Genomic DNA, 16,868 nt, shown 5'->3' with positions numbered 1-16,868 from the left:
GCAGCTCCTACGCTTCAATTACAGCCTTCGAGAGATTGCGCGGCCGGTCCACATCGACGCCTCGCTCCAGAGCCATCGCATAGCTGAAAAGCTGGAGCGGAATCACTTCTGGAATCGGTAGCAGGTGTTCACTCGCCGGCTCGACAAACACGCAATCCGTTGCCAGCGAGGAAACTTCACGGTCGCCGGTATTCGCAATCGCAATCACCCGTGCCCCCTGCTTCTTCATGTCTTCCAAAAGCTGCAGGGTTTTCTCGTAACGCAGAACCGAGTCGTCCACGTCACGATCCACCGTGGCCAGCGCCACCAGCGGCACGCGATCGCCGACCAGCGCGTTGGGCCCATGTTTCAATTCGCCCGTGGGATAACCCTCGGCCTGCACGTACGAAGACTCCTTCATCTTCAACGCGCCTTCGCGTGCAATTGCGTAGTGCACGCCGCGTCCCAGGTAGAGGAAGCTTCCCGCATCGTTGTACTTCGCCGCCAGCGCAGTCATCCGCTCGCGCCAGCCTTCGAGTTGCCGTTCGATCACGCCAGGCAGAACGCAGAGCTCAGCAATCCGCGCCTTCAACTGTGCGCCGTCAAATGTGCCGAGCCGACTGCCCTCATACAGGGCCAGCAGGTATAGCGCCGTAAGCTGGCAGGTAAAGCTCTTGGTCGCAGGAATCGCGAGCTCCTTGCCCGCGCCCAGCGGCATCGCGGCTCCGGCCTCGCGCAGCATCGTGCTGCCCACCACGTTGGCAATTGCCAGCGTCTGCTGTCCGCCGTCTTTCGCAAACCGCAGCGCCGCCAGCGTGTCTGAAGTTTCGCCCGACTGCGAAATCACCAGCACCGATGGCCGACGCGGATTCACGGCCGGCCTGCAGCTGTATTCGCTCGAATACTCCACGTCAACGGCCAGCCCGCAAAGGTCCTCGAGAATAATCTCGGCAGCCAGCCCCGCATGGCGGCTCGATCCGCTCGCAGCGATCAGCACCTCGCCTCGCGCATTCAGCCAGCCCTCGTAGGGAGCAAATGCTTCCGCCTTCAAAGCCTCGCCGTTCAGGTACAAATCGAGAGTCCGCCGGATGGCGGCCGGCTGCTCAAAAATTTCGCGAAGCATGGCATGAGGGAATTCGTTCACGACGTCAGGACCTTTCCGGAAACGCGCTTGTTGCGCAATTTGTCTATAGCTTGATTCTAAGCGCTTTGATGGTTATTCAATTGAACAGCTCAGAGTCGGCGAAGGCGCGCGCAGGCCTCGTCGAGGTCGGCGTCCTTCTTGGCGAAACAGAAGCGCAGCAAATCTTCGCCACGTCCCGGACGGAAAAAGGCTGATCCAGCCACCGAAGCAACACCGGTCTTCGCCAAAAGGTGCCGCGCTTTCAGCGCAGCCGTTTCGCCCGGCAGCCGCCTCGCCTGCGCCAGCACGTAGTAAGCGCCCGCCGGCACGCTCGGCTCCATTCCCGCATCGCGCAGTGCAGCCACAATCCGCTCCCGCTTCGACTGATGATCCGCCGCGAGCTGCGTGTAGAACGCGGGCGGCAACTGCTCAAGCCCCGCCGCGGCGCCATGCTGGAGCGCGGAAGGCGCGCACACATACGTCAGGTCGTGGAAGTAGCCCATCGCGCCCATCCACTTCGCGTCGGCCGTCACGTAGCCGAGCCGCCAACCTGTCACGCTGAATGTCTTGCTGAACCCCGACATCACGATGGTGCGCTCGCGCATACCCTCCAGCGTTGCGAGGCAAATATGTTTCGCGCCGTCGTAGACGAAGTACTCATAGATCTCATCCGTGAAGACGAACAGATCGTGTTCGCGCGCAGCGTCGGCAATCGCTTCCAGTTCTTTTCGCGTAAAGACTTTGCCGCTGGGGTTCGCTGGCGTATTCACGATGATGGCGCGTGTGCGCTCGGTGATTGCTGCCCGCAAAGCGTCTGTGTCCAGCACCCAGTCCGGCTCCGCGAGGGGAACCAAGACCGGCTTCATGCGCATCGACTTCAGCGTGGTCACGTGATAGCCGTAGAACGGTTCGAAGACCAGCACCTCGTCCCCCGGATTCAAGAGAGCCATCGCCGCCGCGTGCAGCCCTGCCGTGGCTCCGCTGGCGACCATCACTTCGGTCTCAGGGTCGTAGCGTAGCCCGTAGTCGCGCTGCTGCTTATCCGCGATCGCTTTGCGCAAACGGGTAATTCCATCCTGCCGTGTGTAGATATTGTGGCCGCCGACGATCGCAGCAATCGCCGCGGTCTCCACCGGCATGGGAACCGGCGTATCGCAAATGCCCTGGGCCAGGTTGATGCCGCCAATGCGTTCGCACTCGACGCTCATGGCGCGGATCTCCGATTGCATGGCTCCGGGGGCAAGGTCGCTCAGCGCGAGACGGGACGTGGTATGCGAATGAGGCACAAGGGTTTTACTCACAGGGAAGAGCTCCGACCTCTCGTGCCATTTTACAAGTGGAGTGCCGTTTGGCACACAAGCCGTATGGCCTGCGGGATAGAATCGACGTTCAGGCGAGGCCCCGTGCACGAGCTTTCCATCGTTTCCAGCATCGTCGACATCGTCACCGAGAAGCTCGAAGCCTATCCCGGCGCATGCGTCAAAGACGTGCGCTTGCGCATCGGCGCGCTCGCCTCCGTTGTCGAAGACTCGCTGCAGTTCTGCTTCGGCATCGCCACCGAAGGCACTCCTCTTGAAGGTTCCAAACTCGTGGTGAAGATCCTGCCGGTAACGATGCATTGCGACCGCTGTGCTTCAGACGTTGAGATCGCGAGCCTGCAAAGCTTTCGCTGCCCACGTTGCGATGAGCCAGTTTCGGATTTGCGGCAGGGGAGGGAACTCGAGATTGAATCCATCGAGATTGATGAAGTCGAGGAAAAGGTATGACTACCCGGATCGTTGAGTTGCGGCAGGGAATTCTCAAAAAGAACGATGAGTTGGCGCGCGGTCTTCGGCTCCGCTTTCAGTCCGCGGGCGTGCTGGTGCTCAACCTGGTCTCCAGTCCCGGCACCGGCAAGACAGCCTTCCTTGAACGTACCCTGCGCGACCTGCGGGCGAACGGCGCAAAAGTCGCGGCCCTCGTCGGCGATCTCGAAACCGACAACGATGCCCGTCGTCTTGCCGCCAGCGGTGCTCCTGTCCGCCAGATCAACACCCACGGCATCTGCCACCTCGAAGCCGAGATGATCGGCAAACACCTTGAAGGCTGGGAACTTGCTGACCTCGACTACCTCTTCATCGAAAACGTCGGCAACCTCGTCTGCCCTTCGAGCTATGACCTCGGCGAAAAGATCCGCGTAGCCCTGCTCAGCGTGACCGAGGGTGAAGACAAGCCGCTGAAGTACCCCACGCTCTTCAACTCCGCCGATGCCGCCATCATTACCAAGATCGACATTGCCGAGCCTTGCGGATTCGATCGCGCCACAGCCCTCAAGAACATCAATGAGATTCGCCCCGGCATCCGCATCTTTGAAGCTTCGGCCAAAACCGGAGCCGGCATGGTCGATTGGCTGGCCTATCTCGCGGAACAAAAATCTCGCCGGGCATAACGCGCCAGAATCCTCGTCCGCGCTCCATCTGAAGTCGAAAACGTGCTGCTAATCCTCATCCCGATGTGGCAGAATGGCTGCTGCCTGAGTTGACTCCCGGATACTCCTTTCTTTCCTGCAGGCAAAGCCATGGTTCCTATGTTTTCAAGGATTCCACGGAGGAGAAAGACACATATGAAGACTCTTGCTGCTCTCTGCGCTACGACCGTCATCGCACTGTCAATGGCGGCGTGCAACCCAACCCCACCACCTGCGCCCGACACGCACGACGCCGACGTCAAGGCGATCACCGATACCGAGGTGCAGGCAAGCCAGGCCTGGGCCTCCAAGGATGCCGACAAGATCATGAACTTCTATGCGGACGACGCGCTTCTGATGACGCCCGGCGCTGACGCGGTGCAAGGGAAGGACGCAATTCGCGCCGAACTGAAACAAATGCTTGCCGATCCCGCAATTTCGCTCACCTTCCAGTCTTCGAAAGTGGACGTTGCCAAGTCCGGCGATCTCGGCTACACAGCCGGGACTTACAAATTGACAGTCACCGATCCGGCGACCAAAAAGCCGATCACCGATCACGGCAACTACGTCACCACCTTCCGCAAGCAGGCTGATGGCTCGTGGAAAGCGGTTGCCGATATCGCGTCGTCGGCTGTTCCACCGATGCCTCCGCCAAAAAAGAAGTAGCAAGTTATTCCTGTGTCACCCGCGGCGGCGCCTGAAGCCGCCGCGCTTCCCTTGGTTCTTGGCATGTTCTGCGTCATCAACCTAAAGAAGAGGATTCATGAAGAAAGCGACCGGCAAAACGGCAGGCAAAGCCAAATCGACGGCCGACGATGTAGACGCCTATCTTGCCAAGGTGCCCGAGCCGGCGCGCACGACCCTCGGCGAGGTTCGGGCAGCCATACGCTCCGTCGTTCCCGCCGAAGCCACAGAGGGACTCAGTTACCGGATGCCCGCTTTTCACTACAAGGGCGCGTTAGTCGCCTACGCGGCCTTCAAGAACCACTGTAGTTTCTTCCCCATGCAGGCTTCTCTCACTGACGAGATGCAGGAAGAACTGAAGGGCTATCGAACCTCCAAGGGAACCCTGCAATTCGCGCTCGACAAGCCACTTCCGGCGACACTCGTAAAGAAGATGGTGAAGAGGCGAATCGCCGAGAATGAGCGGAGAGGGAAACGATAGTGCCTACAACGACGGCGAGCTTTCAGACCGAACGCCAGGCAAAAGAGTACTTGGTTGAACGTATCGTTGCCGAAGCCGAGTGCGAACAAGTCCCGCTCAGCGAAGTCGAGCGCAAAATGTTGTACTTCACGGAATCGGGCTGGACCTTGCCAAACATCCTGGAGGTCAATGCTGAGTTTGAGCGCGATTACGACAATGATGAATACGAGCAAAAAATCGCCGAGCTGGTTCGACAGATCGATAAGCATAACGAGATCACAGGTGGAGACGACCAAGCCAAATGGGATGATGCAATCGTTAAGCTCGGTGAAGGCGATCATTATCTGCTCGTTTTAGTCGGTCTGGGGCGGTCTTCTCCTGCTGGACAGTTCTCGAAGTGGCTACCTACAGGGAATTTCTATGGCACTGGAAAAGTGCGACCGCCGGGCGACGCTTTGAGGCTGATTGTTGTAGCTCTTGCACTTGCAGCCTTCATGTTTGCGGCCGTGGTGATTGAGGCCTGGCTGAAGAAGTAGTTCTCACGCAGCCCCGATGTGATTTAAATCACGTGCGGGTGTATCCTCTGGACGGTATAAGAGGTTCACTATGTGTCTCGCTATCCCCGGAAGAGTCGAACAAATCACCGAAGGCGATGTCAGGATGGGCCGCGTGAACTTCGGCGGCGTCGTCAAGAATGTCTGCCTCGATTACGTCCCCGAGGTCGTTGTCGGCGACTACACCATTGTGCACGTTGGCTTTGCGCTCTCGCGGATCGATGAGAAGACCGCCCTGGAGACCCTCGACCTCTTCGAGAAAATGGGCGCTCTTGAAGAGGAACTGGCTGGCGAGGAAGCAATCTTTGCCCGTGCCGCCAGTGCGCAACCCTCGCCCTGCCCCGATGGAAGCTGCGAGCCGTCCGCGGAGGACTCTCCCAAAGTCGACCAGGCTGGAAGTCCTGTATCCAAGTGAAGTACCTCACTGAATTCCGCAACGGCGAAGTCGCGCAGCGCATGGCGCGCGAAATCCACCAGATCACCACCCGTCCGTGGAGGATCATGGAAGTCTGCGGCGGCCAAACCCACTCCATCATTCGCAACGGCATTGACCAGATGCTGCCGGCCGGTATCGAGATGATTCACGGCCCCGGGTGTCCTGTCTGCGTCACGCCACTGCAGCTCATTGACAAGGCTCTCGCGATCGCTTCGCAGCCCGGCGTCATCTTCTGCTCCTTTGGCGACATGCTGCGCGTGCCAGGCACGGACCGCGATCTCTTCCAGGTGAAGGGAAGCGGCGGCGACGTTCGCGTAGTCTATTCGCCCCTGGATGCGGTCGAACTTGCCGTCAAGAATCCCGACAAGCAGGTTGTCTTCTTCGGCGTGGGCTTTGAAACCACCGCTCCGGCCAATGCCATGAGCGTGCACCTGGCAAAGCGGCGCGGCCTCAAGAACTTCTCCGTGCTCGTTTCGCATGTGCTGGTTCCGCCCGCGATCGAGGCCCTGATGAGTTCGCCGGATAACAAGGTGCAGGCCTTTCTGGCGGCCGGGCACGTGTGCAGCGTGATGGGCTTCTGGGAGTATCCGCCGCTGGCTGAGAAGTACAGGATTCCGATCGTCGTAACGGGATTTGAGCCGCTCGATCTGCTCGATGGCATTCGCCGCGCGGTGATCCAGCTCGAAAAGGGCGAGTACCGCGTTGAAAATGCCTACGAGCGCATCGTCACGTACAAAGGCAACTTGCCGGCGCAGAAGCTGCTGGCCGAAGTTTTCGAAGTCACCGACCGGGCCTGGCGCGGGATCGGCGTGATTCCGAAAAGCGGCTGGCGGCTCAGCGAGCCGTATCGCGAGTTCGATGCCGAGGAGCGCTTCCACATCACCGGTATCCATACCGTGGAGTCGCCGCTGTGCAGGTCGGGCGACGTGCTGCGCGGGGCCATCAAGCCGGCCGAGTGCGGGGCGTTCGGCAAGGAGTGCACACCGCGCCATCCACTAGGCGCCACCATGGTTTCGAGCGAGGGCGCATGCGCCGCCTACTACAACTATGGGCGTTTCTTGTCGGCTGAAGACCTGGTACACGCCGGCGCCGCACTGACCGGAGCGGCGAATGGCTGACGGCGAAAGCACGCCAGATTTCTCGAACTGGAGTTGCCCACTGCCCCTCGCAGATTACCCCACGATCGTGATGGGCCACGGTGGCGGCGGCAAGCTGGGTAACGAACTGGTCGAATATCTGTTCCTACCGGCCTTTCGCAATCCGGCGCTCGAGAATCTCGGCGATGCCGCGGTCTTCGAGCTCAATTCGGGCCGACTCGCGATGAGCACCGACTCCTTTGTGGTGCAGCCGCTGTTTTTTCCCGGCGGCTCGATTGGTGCGCTCGCCGTGAATGGGACTGTCAACGATCTTGCGGTCTCGGGCGCGGAGCCGAAATTTCTGAGCGCGAGCTTCATCCTCGAAGAAGGCTTTCCGCTGGCACAGCTTGCGGCGATTGTCCGCGCCATGGCCGACGCAGCTGCCACCGCCGGGGTGCGCATCGTTACGGGCGATACCAAGGTCGTCGAACGCGGCCACGGCGACGGTTGCTACATCAATACCGCGGGCGTCGGGGTGCTGCGGCCGGGCGTGAACGTCGGTCCGCATCGCGCGCAGGCGGGCGACGCAATTCTGGTCTCCGGAATGATCGGAGATCACGGGATGGCGATCATGAGCGTGCGCGAAGGGCTTGAGTTTGAAAGCCAGATCCGTTCGGACTGCGCCGCACTCAACGGGCTGATTGCCGATGTGCTTGACGCGGTCGGAACCGGCGTGCATGCGATGCGCGATCCCACGCGCGGCGGATTGGCATCGACGCTGAACGAGATCGCGGCCGCTTCCAAAGTAGGCATGGAGATCGACGAAGCCAGGTTGCCAGTTCGGACCGAAGTGCAATCGGCGTGCGAACTGCTGGGACTCGATCCGGTGTACGTGGCCAACGAGGGCAAGGTGGTTTTCTTTGTTGCCGCGGAGGCGGTCGATCAAGTGCTGGCTGTGCTGCGCGCGCATCCACTGGGAACCGACGCTGCACGCATCGGCCAAGTGACGGCGCAGCATCCCGGGATGATCGTGGCCCGCACGGGCATGGGCGCCAATCGAGTGATCGCGCCGCAGATCGGCGAGCAGTTGCCGCGGATCTGTTGAACAACCGCTGCTAACTCCTAACTTCTAGCTGTTAGCCTTCAGCTCTCAGGTTTTCTGTCCTCGCATGGCTTCGGGCTCCTTCCCTCAACAGTTGACCGCAACACAACGCGACCCCTATTATCCCGTCTCTTTGGGTAAATGTCCTGCATTCATTGGATTACAGACTGGGGTGGCGGTAAAGGTCTTTCTTCATTGGACTTCGCTGTAGAGGTTTGAAAAGACAGGGATTAGGGAACAGAACAAGGGGACAAAGGGACAAGGGGGACAAAGGGACAAGGGGACAGGGTTAGGAACGAACCTGCCGGCGGCATTCTTGATCTCTTTCGGGCGGAGGATTTGGATTTCAAGTACATTGTGCGCCAAGGGCTGGTAATTACCTGCAAAACGGCGGGAAGTTTTTGGCGAGTGAAATGAGGGAGTTAGAGAAAAGATTGGCGAACGGGGGTTGACAGGTCGTTGAGGTGAACCCCTTGAGTGAGGCAGTTTTCGCCGGCAGGGTGGTATCCCATGTCTCAGAATCGGATGGGCACCTTGCTACGGTTGCGGAGTGGAGGGAGTTGGGAGGTCTTGTCGAGGGGCGTCGCGCTGGACGAGCATGATGCGTTTGATCCGGTTGCGGTCGATGTGCTGGAGATTGCCGCCCACGCGGATCTCGACATCCATACCGGAGACGGAGACAAGGTCGCCGTTGAGCACACTGCCGTCGCGCAGTTCGATGGAATCGAAGGAAGCAGCTCCGAGTTCGTAGCTGATGCTGCCGCCTGAGACATCGTCGCGCCCGATTTCGAGCGGGAACTCTCCAGCTTTAAATCCCTCTTTGCTGAAGGAGAGGATGTGCCGACCGGCGCCGACGGTGATGAGGCGCGGCGTTACTCCGGCTTCGACTCCATCGACTTTGAGGAGTGCGCCCTGGGGCGTGGAGTTCACGGTGAGCGAGACGGTTTTGGCGGCATCGGTTTTCTCGTTGATGGAAACGGAGACGGGCTGACCGGAGGCCATGACGGTGGTCTGGAAACGGACGGTTTCACCGGGGCCCACGTTGCTGAGCGCAATTGCGTCTTCGCCGACGCGCACTTTTGCCTTGTCGAAGAGATAGACAGAGAATCGGGCCGAGGAGATGACGCGGGCTGAAAGATTCTGCGCCGTTGTCTCCATGACGTATCCGTGAAGGCTGCCCATGCCGGGAAGGGTTTTGAATTTGCCGAAGGTGAAGCGAACGACCGGCGTCCCGGTCGATGGCCAGTTGATGACGGGGAGGGGCGCGTCTTTGGCAAGGGCGGGAATCGCGGAGAGCAGAAGCGCAAGGGAGCATAGAAACCTGCGCGCCTTATTGATTCCTGGAATCATGTTGGCCATGATAGCGCACACCCAAGTGGCGTAAACCTGTGCAGGGACTACGAGAGTCCCTTCTGTGCCAGGGCGAAGGAACAGTTACCCAGACCCTGTGAGGTGCTGACGGACTTCACAGAGACATTTGCGGTGAAGGTCTGGGAGGAGGTTGACCCGGTGATATTGCCAAGTCCCGATACCCAGAAGAATCCGCCAAGGCCTGTCCCTGGCCCCACCATCACGCTTGTCGGGTCAGGGCCAGGGGTCCACGTTTCGTTGCCTGAGGAGGTCTTGCCGGAACTGTCCAGAACGATCGACCAGAATCCTTTGTCGCTGGTGAGTTCGACCTGGACATTGCATCTGGCTGAAACCCAGTGAGTGGTAGCGGCCGCCAGAGAGGCGCCATTCAAGATGGCGTTTGGGCCGGTTTGCGGGGGTGGATTGTTTCCCGTCATGCTGCCACTGCTGCTGCCGCCGCATGCTGACAAAAACAACGTAAGAGCGAGTAGCGCTGCGACGCGCTTCACACAAATCTTGTGGGATGGAAAACCAAGGCGAGTCAAAGGAAGCGTTCCTCCGCGGAAATCAGTTTCATTTGGAAATTGACGTGACGATAGTCAGGCGAGCGGTGCGACGTCAACGACGGCCATCACAGGCGATTGAACGGAGGAACATTAGCGGGCCGGCGGGGAAGCAGGCGCTATGGCTGCCGCGGCTCCACACCACAAGACGAGGCGGCAGACGAAGTCAGGCGAGCTTTTCGAACGACATCTGAATGCGATCGGGGATGGCAGCAGTCGCGTCGTTGAGGTCGTAGCCGATCTCGAGCACGGCTGCCGGCGCGGCGGGCAGGGACTTGAGGGCTTCGAGGGTGGCGGCCCAGTCGATGGTGCCGTCGCCGGGCCAGAGGTGCTCGTCTTTGAGGCCGTGGTTGTCGTGCACGTGGACCTCAGCAATGCGCTTGCCGAGGGTGGCGACGGCTTCGGCGATTCCGGGCGCGATATGCGCGTGGCCGAGGTCGAGGCAGACGCCGATCTGGTCGAGGTGCGCCATTTCGAGGATGGTGACGAGGTGTTCGGGAGTGGTGGCGTCGCTGGTGAGGTTTTCAACCAGCACGCTGACGCCGAGGGGGCGTGCAAAGGCGCCGAGATGTTCAAGAGCGGTGGTGGCGTACTCCATGGTGCGCAGCGACCACGATTCGTATTTTTCGCCGAGATGCATGACGAGCTTTTTGAAGGGAATGTGTTCGGCGGCTTCGAGGGCGCGCTTGATCTCGTCCATGGCATCGATGCGGCGGGATTTCTCAGGGTCCACGACGTTGACGGCGGGAGCGCCGGCGCGGCCCATCTCGCGGTCGGGGAAGAGCGGGGCGTGCATGGAATACGGTTCGAGCGGATTGGAGGCGAACCATGCGGCCAGCTCCATGACGTGTTCGCGGCTGGTGTAGTCAAAGTGCTGGCGTGCGGCAAAGAGCTCGACGCCCCTGGCACCGGAGCGCGCTGCAGTTTCGAGCAGACCCGGGTGCAGCCGTTGCTTCAAGAAAAGATGTGTGGAAAGAATTGGCAGCATGCTTGGACGGTTCCTGCGCCGGTATGGGCACGGCGTTGCCTCCTATTGTCTCATTCCGTAAACGACTTACCGGAAGGACAGGAAGACGGTAGCGGGCGCACATGGAGAACCCGAAGGACGGTGGGAACTGCGTGGCCGGTTCGAAACACTGGACACCCAGGGAGATTTTGCCTATTCTACCCACACTGTTATCCCCTGGGCCACCTGCCAAAAGAGCCTCAGTTGCGAAGCCCTTCGCTTGTCTCGCGCATGAGGGCTGCGTAGAAAGAATCTGAGTTTGCCGGGCAGCAAGGCCAACGTGCGATGGTTGCAGAGGCTGTGTGCATGGCGATTGGCTTTCCCAGTTCCGAAAGAATGGGCCGGCTGCCGTGGTTTGTGCGGTTTTTGCTGGGATGCTTGCTGGCGTGCGGCGCGATCGAGCTCACATCAAGCATTACGCCGTTGCGCGCGTTTCCGCTGCTGCTTGCGTTTCCCACGGTCATTCTGGCGGCGTGGTTTCTGGGCATGTGGGGCGCTGCCGGTTGTGCGCTGACGGATGCGGCGCTCGTGAATGCTCTTCTCACCCGATCCGAATTGCGATTCTCATTCTCCACCGGGAATGCTTTGCAGGAGTTTCGCCTGTCGTCGTTTGTTCTGGTCACGCTGCTGCTGGGCTGGTCAGTCCGGCGGCTGGCGCAGCAGAAGGCCGAGCTCGCGAATCAGGAAATGAAGCGGCAATTGGAACTGGCCGAGTCGGAACGACGGCTGGCGGACGAGCGCGCACGTGCAACCGAAGAGTTGCGTTATCGGGACAATGTGCTGCAGGTGGCCCTGAAGGCAAGCGGGATGGGGTTGTGGGTATGGGACCTGGAGAAGGAAGTCGTCCACCGTTCGGACGAGGTGTACCGCATGGCAGGCTGCGAACCGGGCGCGTTCGGCTCAGAGCCGGAGGCGTGGCTGAGATTTGTGGTTCCAGAGGATGTTCCTGCGCTGGACGAGGCGTTTGCAAAAGTGCGGGCGGAAGGCGCCGATTACCACATGCAGTATCGCGTTCGCTGGGCGGATGGTTCGCTGCACTGGCTGGAATCGCAGGGGAAGGGCGAGAGGGATGCGCAGGGCAAGGTGACGCGCATCTTTGGAGTGATGGCCGATATTACGCGTCGGAAGCAGGCCGACGAGGCACTGCTGCGCGCCGAGAAGCTTGCGGTAGCCGGGCGGCTGGCGGCCTCGGTTGCGCACGATATCAACAATCCGATGGAAGCCGTGGCGAACATGCTGTACCTGATCTCGACGACGGACTCGCTTGAGGATGCGCGGGTGCGGGCGAATGGCGCGCTCGATGAGCTGATGCGCATTGCGCTGGTGGCGCAGTCGACGCTGAAGTTTCATCGCGAGATCGGTACGCCGAAGGAAACTCTGCTGAGCGAGGTGATGGAGTCGGTGTTGGCGATGTTCCGCGGGAAGCTGCAGGCGATGGAGATCGACGTCGAAACGAAGGTGTACGGGGAACGCCCGATCAGTTGCATGCTGAGTGAGACCCAGCAGATTTTTGCAAACCTGATTGCCAACGCGATTGAGGCGATGGAGCACAACGCGCGACTGGTGATTCGCATCCGGCCTTCGCGCGACTGGCGCGATCGGACCACGCGAGGGATGCGCGTGACCATCTGTGACACGGGAGCGGGCGTCGATCGTGCAAATCTCAGCCGCATCTTTGAGCCGTTCTTTACGACCAAGACTGAGACCGGAACGGGGCTGGGATTGTGGGTGGTGGCGCAGTTGCTGGACCGCCACAAAGGCAGCGTGCGCGTCTGGAGTTCGCAGCGGGAAGGAGCGAGCGGGACGGCGTTTTCGGTATTCCTGCCCTTCGGCGAAAGGGTGGAAGACCGGCCATCGAGCGACGACGGAGTGGGCACCACAACGGGAGAGCCTGCCGGGGAGAGCTCGGAAACCTGCGTTCCCGGACCATTTGCGCAACATCAATACGCGTGAGGGGCGGAGTCTGAAGTCCGAAGACAGGCCGAAAAAGACAGAAGCAGATTCTTCGCTCACCACCCCCAGACTGAAATGCGTCTGAGGCTCCGTTCGCTCAGAATGACGGCGCCAGTTATGAGAATGACAGCGGCGATATTGTCAAGTACTAGTAGCCTGCAGCCTTGCCGTAGTGGCTGCGGTGGTCTTGACCGCCGGAAAGTTCGCCGGTTTTGGGATCGACGGCAATGCATTCTCCATCTGACCAGTGACGATCTCTTATCGATAGCGTGTAGCCCATTGCTTTGAGCTTGGCGAGGGCGTCGGGGTTGAAGCCGGGCTCGAGGTAGAGATTGTCGGGCAGATCCTGATGGTGAAAGCGGGGAGCGTCCACGGCCTCCTGGATGTTGAGGCCGCCTTCGGCAGCGGAGAGAAAGATATTTCCGACGGTGGTGATGATGCGCGCTCCGCCGGGTGAGCCGAGGACGTAACGCAGCTTGCCGTCTTCGAGCACGATGGTCGGCGTCATGGAACTGAGCGGTCGTTTTCCGGGCGAAATGGCGTTTGCGGGTCCCTGGATCAGGCCGAACATATTGGGCACGCCCATCTTCGAGGCAAAGTCATCCATTTCGTCGTTGAGCAGGAAGCCGAGCGATTCAGACGTGACGTGCGAGCCGAAGCTGTCGTTCAAGGTAGTGGTGACGGAGACGGCGTTTCCTTCCGCGTCCACGACGGAGTAGTGGGTGGTGTCAGGCGATTCGTGACGGGTGCCGGCGGTGGTGGGCGCGGGCGGCAGAAAGCCTTCGGGGCGCTTGAGGTCGGCGCTGGGGCTCGCCTTATCGGGAAGGACGCTCTTGCGCCATGCTTCGGCGTATTTCTTCGCGGTGAGTTCGGCGACGGGAATGCGGTTGTAGTCGGGATCGCCGAGGTAGTCGGAACGATCCATGTAAGCGCGGCGATACGCCTCGGTGGCCAGGTGCATCCAGCCGGCAGAGCGATCGCCAAGGCTGGCGAGATCGTAGCTTTCGAGAATATTGAGCGCGCTCAGGAGGACGACTCCGCCGGATGAGGGAGGCGGCGCGCTGATGACGGTGTAGTTGTGGAATGTGCCGATGACGGGCTTGCGCTCGACCACGGTGTACTGCGCGAGATCGTCAAGCGTGAGGAGAGCGCCGCCTTTCTTGAGATCGTCGACGAGCTCATGCGCCATCTTGCCGTGATAGAAATCGTCGGGGTCGGCGGCGATCCGCTCAAGCGTGCGCGCCAGTTCAGGTTGCTGAAAGGTTTCGCCCTGGCGGTAATAGGTGCCGCCGCGCTGAAACAGAGCGCGCGATGCGGGGAAGCGGGCGAGATCGCGGTCGGTGAGTTCGTGTGCCTCTTCAGGGGTAAGCGCGAAGCCATCGCGCGCGAGTTTGATAGCCGGAGCCATCACGCGCTTGAGACCGAGCTTTCCGTATTTCTTTTCCGAGTACACGAGTCCCGCGACGGAGCCCGGCGTTGCGATGGAGCGGTAGCCGATGACGCTCGAGTCGGGAATGATATTGCCGTGCGCGTCCTGGTACATGGTTTCGGTCGCGGCCAGCGGGGCTTTCTCGCGGAAGTCGATGAAGGTGTCGTTGCCGTCATGGGTGCGCAGGAGCAGGAAGCCTCCGCCGCCAAGGTTGCCGGCGATGGGATGCACGACTGCGAGGGCAAAGCCGGTGGCGACGGCGGCGTCGACTGCATTGCCGCCCTCTTGAAGGATATGGAGGCCCGCGTCAGAGGCGAGGTGATGCACGCTTACCACCATGCCATGTTGCGCGCGAACCGGTTGCTCGCCGCGATAGGCGATGACATTGCTCGTGCTTTCTTGCGCGGCGGAGGTCGTGGGAAGCGCGAGCACGGAACACAGCGATGCGAGAAGGACGACGGGAGCGGGGAAGCGATACGGGGATTGCATGGCTCTGGACAGAATAACGCGCGCAGTTGCGCTGACCGCAAGAAACCACTCATGCACAAATGGCACGCATGAATGCGGAAATGAGGCCAGTCCCTCCGGGATGAAGATACGATCCGCATCCCGTTCACAGTGCCGGGTTAGTGAAACACGCCCAAACTAAGTGGGGCAGACCGCTGATTGCGCGTCTGCCCCATGGATACTTGAGGTTGAATTGCTTGGCTTACAAATGCTCGGCGATCTTGCGGATTGCGTCGTCGTGTTTGACAGGGATCAGTGCCTTGGAAGGAACGCCGCCTGTTACATTGCGGCGCGGCAGCAGGCCGAGTTCCATGAGGACCGCGAGGCTGACTTCATCGCGGGAACTCATGGCGCGGTACTCCGGATGCTGATACTTCTCCCAATTTTCAGAGAGGTTGGCGACGATGGTTTCGCGCGTGGAGTCTGCGCTGACGATGACCACCATGTTGAGCAGGGAGAGTTCGCGGTCGGTCAGGCGGACCGCCGGGATTCCCTTCTTGAGATCGTGCGCAAATTCCGGCATCTGCTTTTCAAACTGCGCCTTGATATCCATCCAGCGCGCCAGTCCAAGCCACGTCGGCGGGTCGTCGGGCAAGGGGATGATGAGCTTGTGCAGTTGTCCGATGAGGTAAGGAATACCGGAGGTGAGGATATATATGTCGTCGATCTGCTTGTCAGAAAGCGCGATGCGGAAGACCTCGCTGAACCACGCCTTAAGGTGATCAGGGGTGAAGCGCCGTACCGCCGCAACACCCTGGAAGTTGCGTTCGGAGGGCTGCAGCAATCCCCAGCGCAGCAGGTCGGCGCCGCCGGTGAGCAGGGGCAGGCCGTCGTCCTGTGCGATGAACTGCATGACATCGCTGGGAGAAACGTACGTTGGCTCGGTCGTGGCGGGGTAGCCGGTGAGGAAGCGAATGCCGCACATGGGATGCGTCATCGGATTCTGATCGCGCGGCTCGAGCCAATGCGAGACTGCGAGCAGGGCGCGAATGGTGCGCGCGTCCTTGCGCACAACATCCGCGGTTTCGATGCGGCGCTTGAACTGGTCAACCTGGTCCCAGGGGAAGAACGAAATGACGCCCTTCCGATTGGGATTGAGTGTCTCGAGCGGGAGTTCGACGGGTTCTTCGTCTGATCCAGCTTCGATGAAATCGGAATTTAAAACCGGCGCATCGATCTGAGTGTCGTGACTGAACGCGATGCGAAACGCCTCAGCAACCGGAGCGGCCTCGACGGCTGGCGCAGGCTCTGGAACGGCCGCAGGCTCGACGGCTGGCGCAGGCTCGACAATCGATGCAGACCCGACGATCGACGCCAATTCAAACGGAGCGGGCGCTTCGGGCGAAGGATCGAGCGCAGCGGGCTCTTCTTCAACGACAGGCTGCTTCAGCGCGCCATTGCGATTTGCGTTTGAATACGAGCCGCTCGCCGTGGCCGGAAGCGAAGGAGCGGCCTTGCGCTTCTCGGTTTTTTCCGGCGCAGGACCTTCGTGCCACCAATCGATCTCCAACTGACGGACAAAGTCATCGAGCCGCGGGAAGCCGTTTTTGAGCTTGTGGAGCTCGATTTCATTGGTGTCGTCTTCGAGGCTGCAGGCCCATTCGAGCCAGTTTTGAGGGGCCGGACCGGGCAGCTCAGGTGGGGTCGGCTGCTCAGAGATCTCCATCAACTCGGCGACAGCCTTGTCGCGAAGTGCCAGGCGCTCAAGGCGGGTGCGCTCGCGGCGATGCGTGATGGTTCCGGTGGCCAGCACTTCGGCCAGATCGAGATAGCGGCGTCTTTTGGCGGCGACGTCGTCAAGCCGCCGGACCAGGGCACCCAGTTCGCTCTTTGTCGTCCAGTTCGCCCCGCCGTCTTCTGAGAGGATGGCGTCACGGAGGTTCTGGCATGCATCGAGCAGCTTGCCGATTTCGGCAAGCACGTCGGCCCGATTAAAGCTTTGACCTGCTTCGGCTAAATCAATTTTTTCGTGGCAGACTCTCGCCTGCTCTGAAAGGCTGCGCAGCGTCTCGGCAACCACGCTTGGCCCCACTCTCGTGTCTTGAGAAGCATTCACGGCTTGGCTCCATCTCACTGAAGGAAAGGATTCTGCGGCTTCGAAACATCGTATCGCGATTTGGGTACCAGAATTAAGGTTTGATGGGACTTTGGTAACACCTATGTCACATTACTTTGGGTGCGCATGCCGAAACGATTTTCG

At 60.3% G+C, this 16,868-nt stretch carries 16 protein-coding genes; 9 read left to right on the top strand and 7 right to left on the bottom strand.

Features of this window, described 5'->3' with window-relative positions:
* Positions 1-7: 7 nt before the first annotated feature.
* Positions 8-1,123, bottom strand: a complete 1,116-nt coding sequence (locus WCA10_RS00345; RefSeq protein ID WP_472820484.1) for an SIS domain-containing protein — start codon at positions 1,121-1,123, stop codon at positions 8-10.
* Between the two features lie 89 nt (positions 1,124-1,212).
* On the bottom strand, positions 1,213-2,403 hold the full coding sequence (locus WCA10_RS00340; RefSeq protein ID WP_472820483.1) for a pyridoxal phosphate-dependent aminotransferase: 1,191 nt from the start codon (positions 2,401-2,403) through the stop codon (positions 1,213-1,215).
* Positions 2,404-2,505: 102 nt separating this feature from the next.
* Between WCA10_RS00340 and hypA the strand changes: the two genes are divergently transcribed.
* The 8 genes from hypA (at position 2,506) to hypE (ending at position 7,863) form a co-directional block, all read left to right on the top strand.
* Positions 2,506-2,868: a hydrogenase maturation nickel metallochaperone HypA gene (hypA, locus tag WCA10_RS00335; RefSeq protein WP_472820482.1), complete on the top strand. Its 363-nt coding sequence runs from the start codon at positions 2,506-2,508 to the stop codon at positions 2,866-2,868.
* Entirely contained in the window at positions 2,865-3,530 is a 666-nt protein-coding gene (gene hypB, locus WCA10_RS00330) for a hydrogenase nickel incorporation protein HypB (RefSeq protein WP_472820481.1), read from the top strand. Before hypA ends, hypB begins: the two co-directional genes overlap by 4 nt.
* A 174-nt stretch (positions 3,531-3,704) precedes the next feature.
* Positions 3,705-4,214, top strand: coding sequence for a YybH family protein (locus WCA10_RS00325; RefSeq protein ID WP_472820480.1), 510 nt, complete (start codon positions 3,705-3,707; stop codon positions 4,212-4,214).
* A gap of 97 nt (positions 4,215-4,311) precedes the next feature.
* Complete coding sequence (locus WCA10_RS00320) at positions 4,312-4,713, top strand: iron chaperone (protein ID WP_472820479.1); 402 nt, start codon at positions 4,312-4,314, stop codon at positions 4,711-4,713.
* Positions 4,713-5,228 carry a hypothetical protein gene (locus tag WCA10_RS00315; protein ID WP_472820478.1) on the top strand — a complete coding sequence of 172 codons (516 nt, stop codon included), beginning with the start codon at positions 4,713-4,715 and terminating at the stop codon, positions 5,226-5,228. The genes WCA10_RS00320 and WCA10_RS00315 overlap by 1 nt, the downstream gene beginning before the upstream one ends.
* Before the next feature lie 70 nt (positions 5,229-5,298).
* A complete protein-coding gene (locus tag WCA10_RS00310; RefSeq protein ID WP_472820477.1) occupies positions 5,299-5,661 on the top strand; it encodes a HypC/HybG/HupF family hydrogenase formation chaperone in 363 nt (120 codons plus the stop codon).
* The gene (gene hypD / locus WCA10_RS00305; RefSeq protein ID WP_472820476.1) at positions 5,658-6,800 is read left to right on the top strand and encodes a hydrogenase formation protein HypD; all 1,143 of its coding nucleotides are present in this window, start codon (positions 5,658-5,660) and stop codon (positions 6,798-6,800) included. Before WCA10_RS00310 ends, hypD begins: the two co-directional genes overlap by 4 nt.
* Entirely contained in the window at positions 6,793-7,863 is a 1,071-nt protein-coding gene (gene hypE, locus WCA10_RS00300; RefSeq protein WP_472820475.1) for a hydrogenase expression/formation protein HypE, read from the top strand. The genes hypD and hypE overlap by 8 nt, the downstream gene beginning before the upstream one ends.
* 534 nt (positions 7,864-8,397) lie before the next feature.
* On the opposite strand, the gene WCA10_RS00295 is transcribed toward hypE, so the two are convergent.
* From WCA10_RS00295 to WCA10_RS00285, 3 genes are all read right to left on the bottom strand, one after another.
* Positions 8,398-9,219: a PEGA domain-containing protein gene (locus WCA10_RS00295; protein WP_472820474.1), complete on the bottom strand. Its 822-nt coding sequence runs from the start codon at positions 9,217-9,219 to the stop codon at positions 8,398-8,400.
* 38 nt (positions 9,220-9,257) lie between these two features.
* Positions 9,258-9,719 carry a hypothetical protein gene (locus WCA10_RS00290; protein ID WP_472820473.1) on the bottom strand — a complete coding sequence of 154 codons (462 nt, stop codon included), beginning with the start codon at positions 9,717-9,719 and terminating at the stop codon, positions 9,258-9,260.
* A gap of 220 nt (positions 9,720-9,939) precedes the next feature.
* Positions 9,940-10,761 (bottom strand): sugar phosphate isomerase/epimerase family protein, encoded by an 822-nt coding sequence (locus WCA10_RS00285; protein ID WP_472820472.1) that lies wholly within the window; start codon positions 10,759-10,761, stop codon positions 9,940-9,942.
* 324 nt (positions 10,762-11,085) lie between these two features.
* Between WCA10_RS00285 and WCA10_RS00280 the strand changes: the two genes are divergently transcribed.
* Positions 11,086-12,732: an ATP-binding protein gene (locus tag WCA10_RS00280; RefSeq protein ID WP_472820471.1), complete on the top strand. Its 1,647-nt coding sequence runs from the start codon at positions 11,086-11,088 to the stop codon at positions 12,730-12,732.
* Between the two features lie 148 nt (positions 12,733-12,880).
* Here the strand turns inward: WCA10_RS00280 and ggt are convergent, their stop codons facing one another.
* Together ggt and WCA10_RS00270 are read right to left on the bottom strand one after the other, a co-directional pair.
* The gene (gene ggt / locus WCA10_RS00275) at positions 12,881-14,650 is read right to left on the bottom strand and encodes a gamma-glutamyltransferase (RefSeq protein WP_472820470.1); all 1,770 of its coding nucleotides are present in this window, start codon (positions 14,648-14,650) and stop codon (positions 12,881-12,883) included.
* A gap of 220 nt (positions 14,651-14,870) precedes the next feature.
* The gene (locus tag WCA10_RS00270; RefSeq protein WP_472820469.1) at positions 14,871-16,724 is read right to left on the bottom strand and encodes a hypothetical protein; all 1,854 of its coding nucleotides are present in this window, start codon (positions 16,722-16,724) and stop codon (positions 14,871-14,873) included.
* Positions 16,725-16,868 lie beyond the last annotated feature (144 nt).

It is taken from the genome of Occallatibacter sp., from assembly GCF_049582745.1.
GTDB lineage: Bacteria > Acidobacteriota > Terriglobia > Terriglobales > Acidobacteriaceae > Telmatobacter.
Note: the sequence above shows the minus strand (reverse complement) of the source record. Positions and strands in the feature narration are given on the sequence as shown.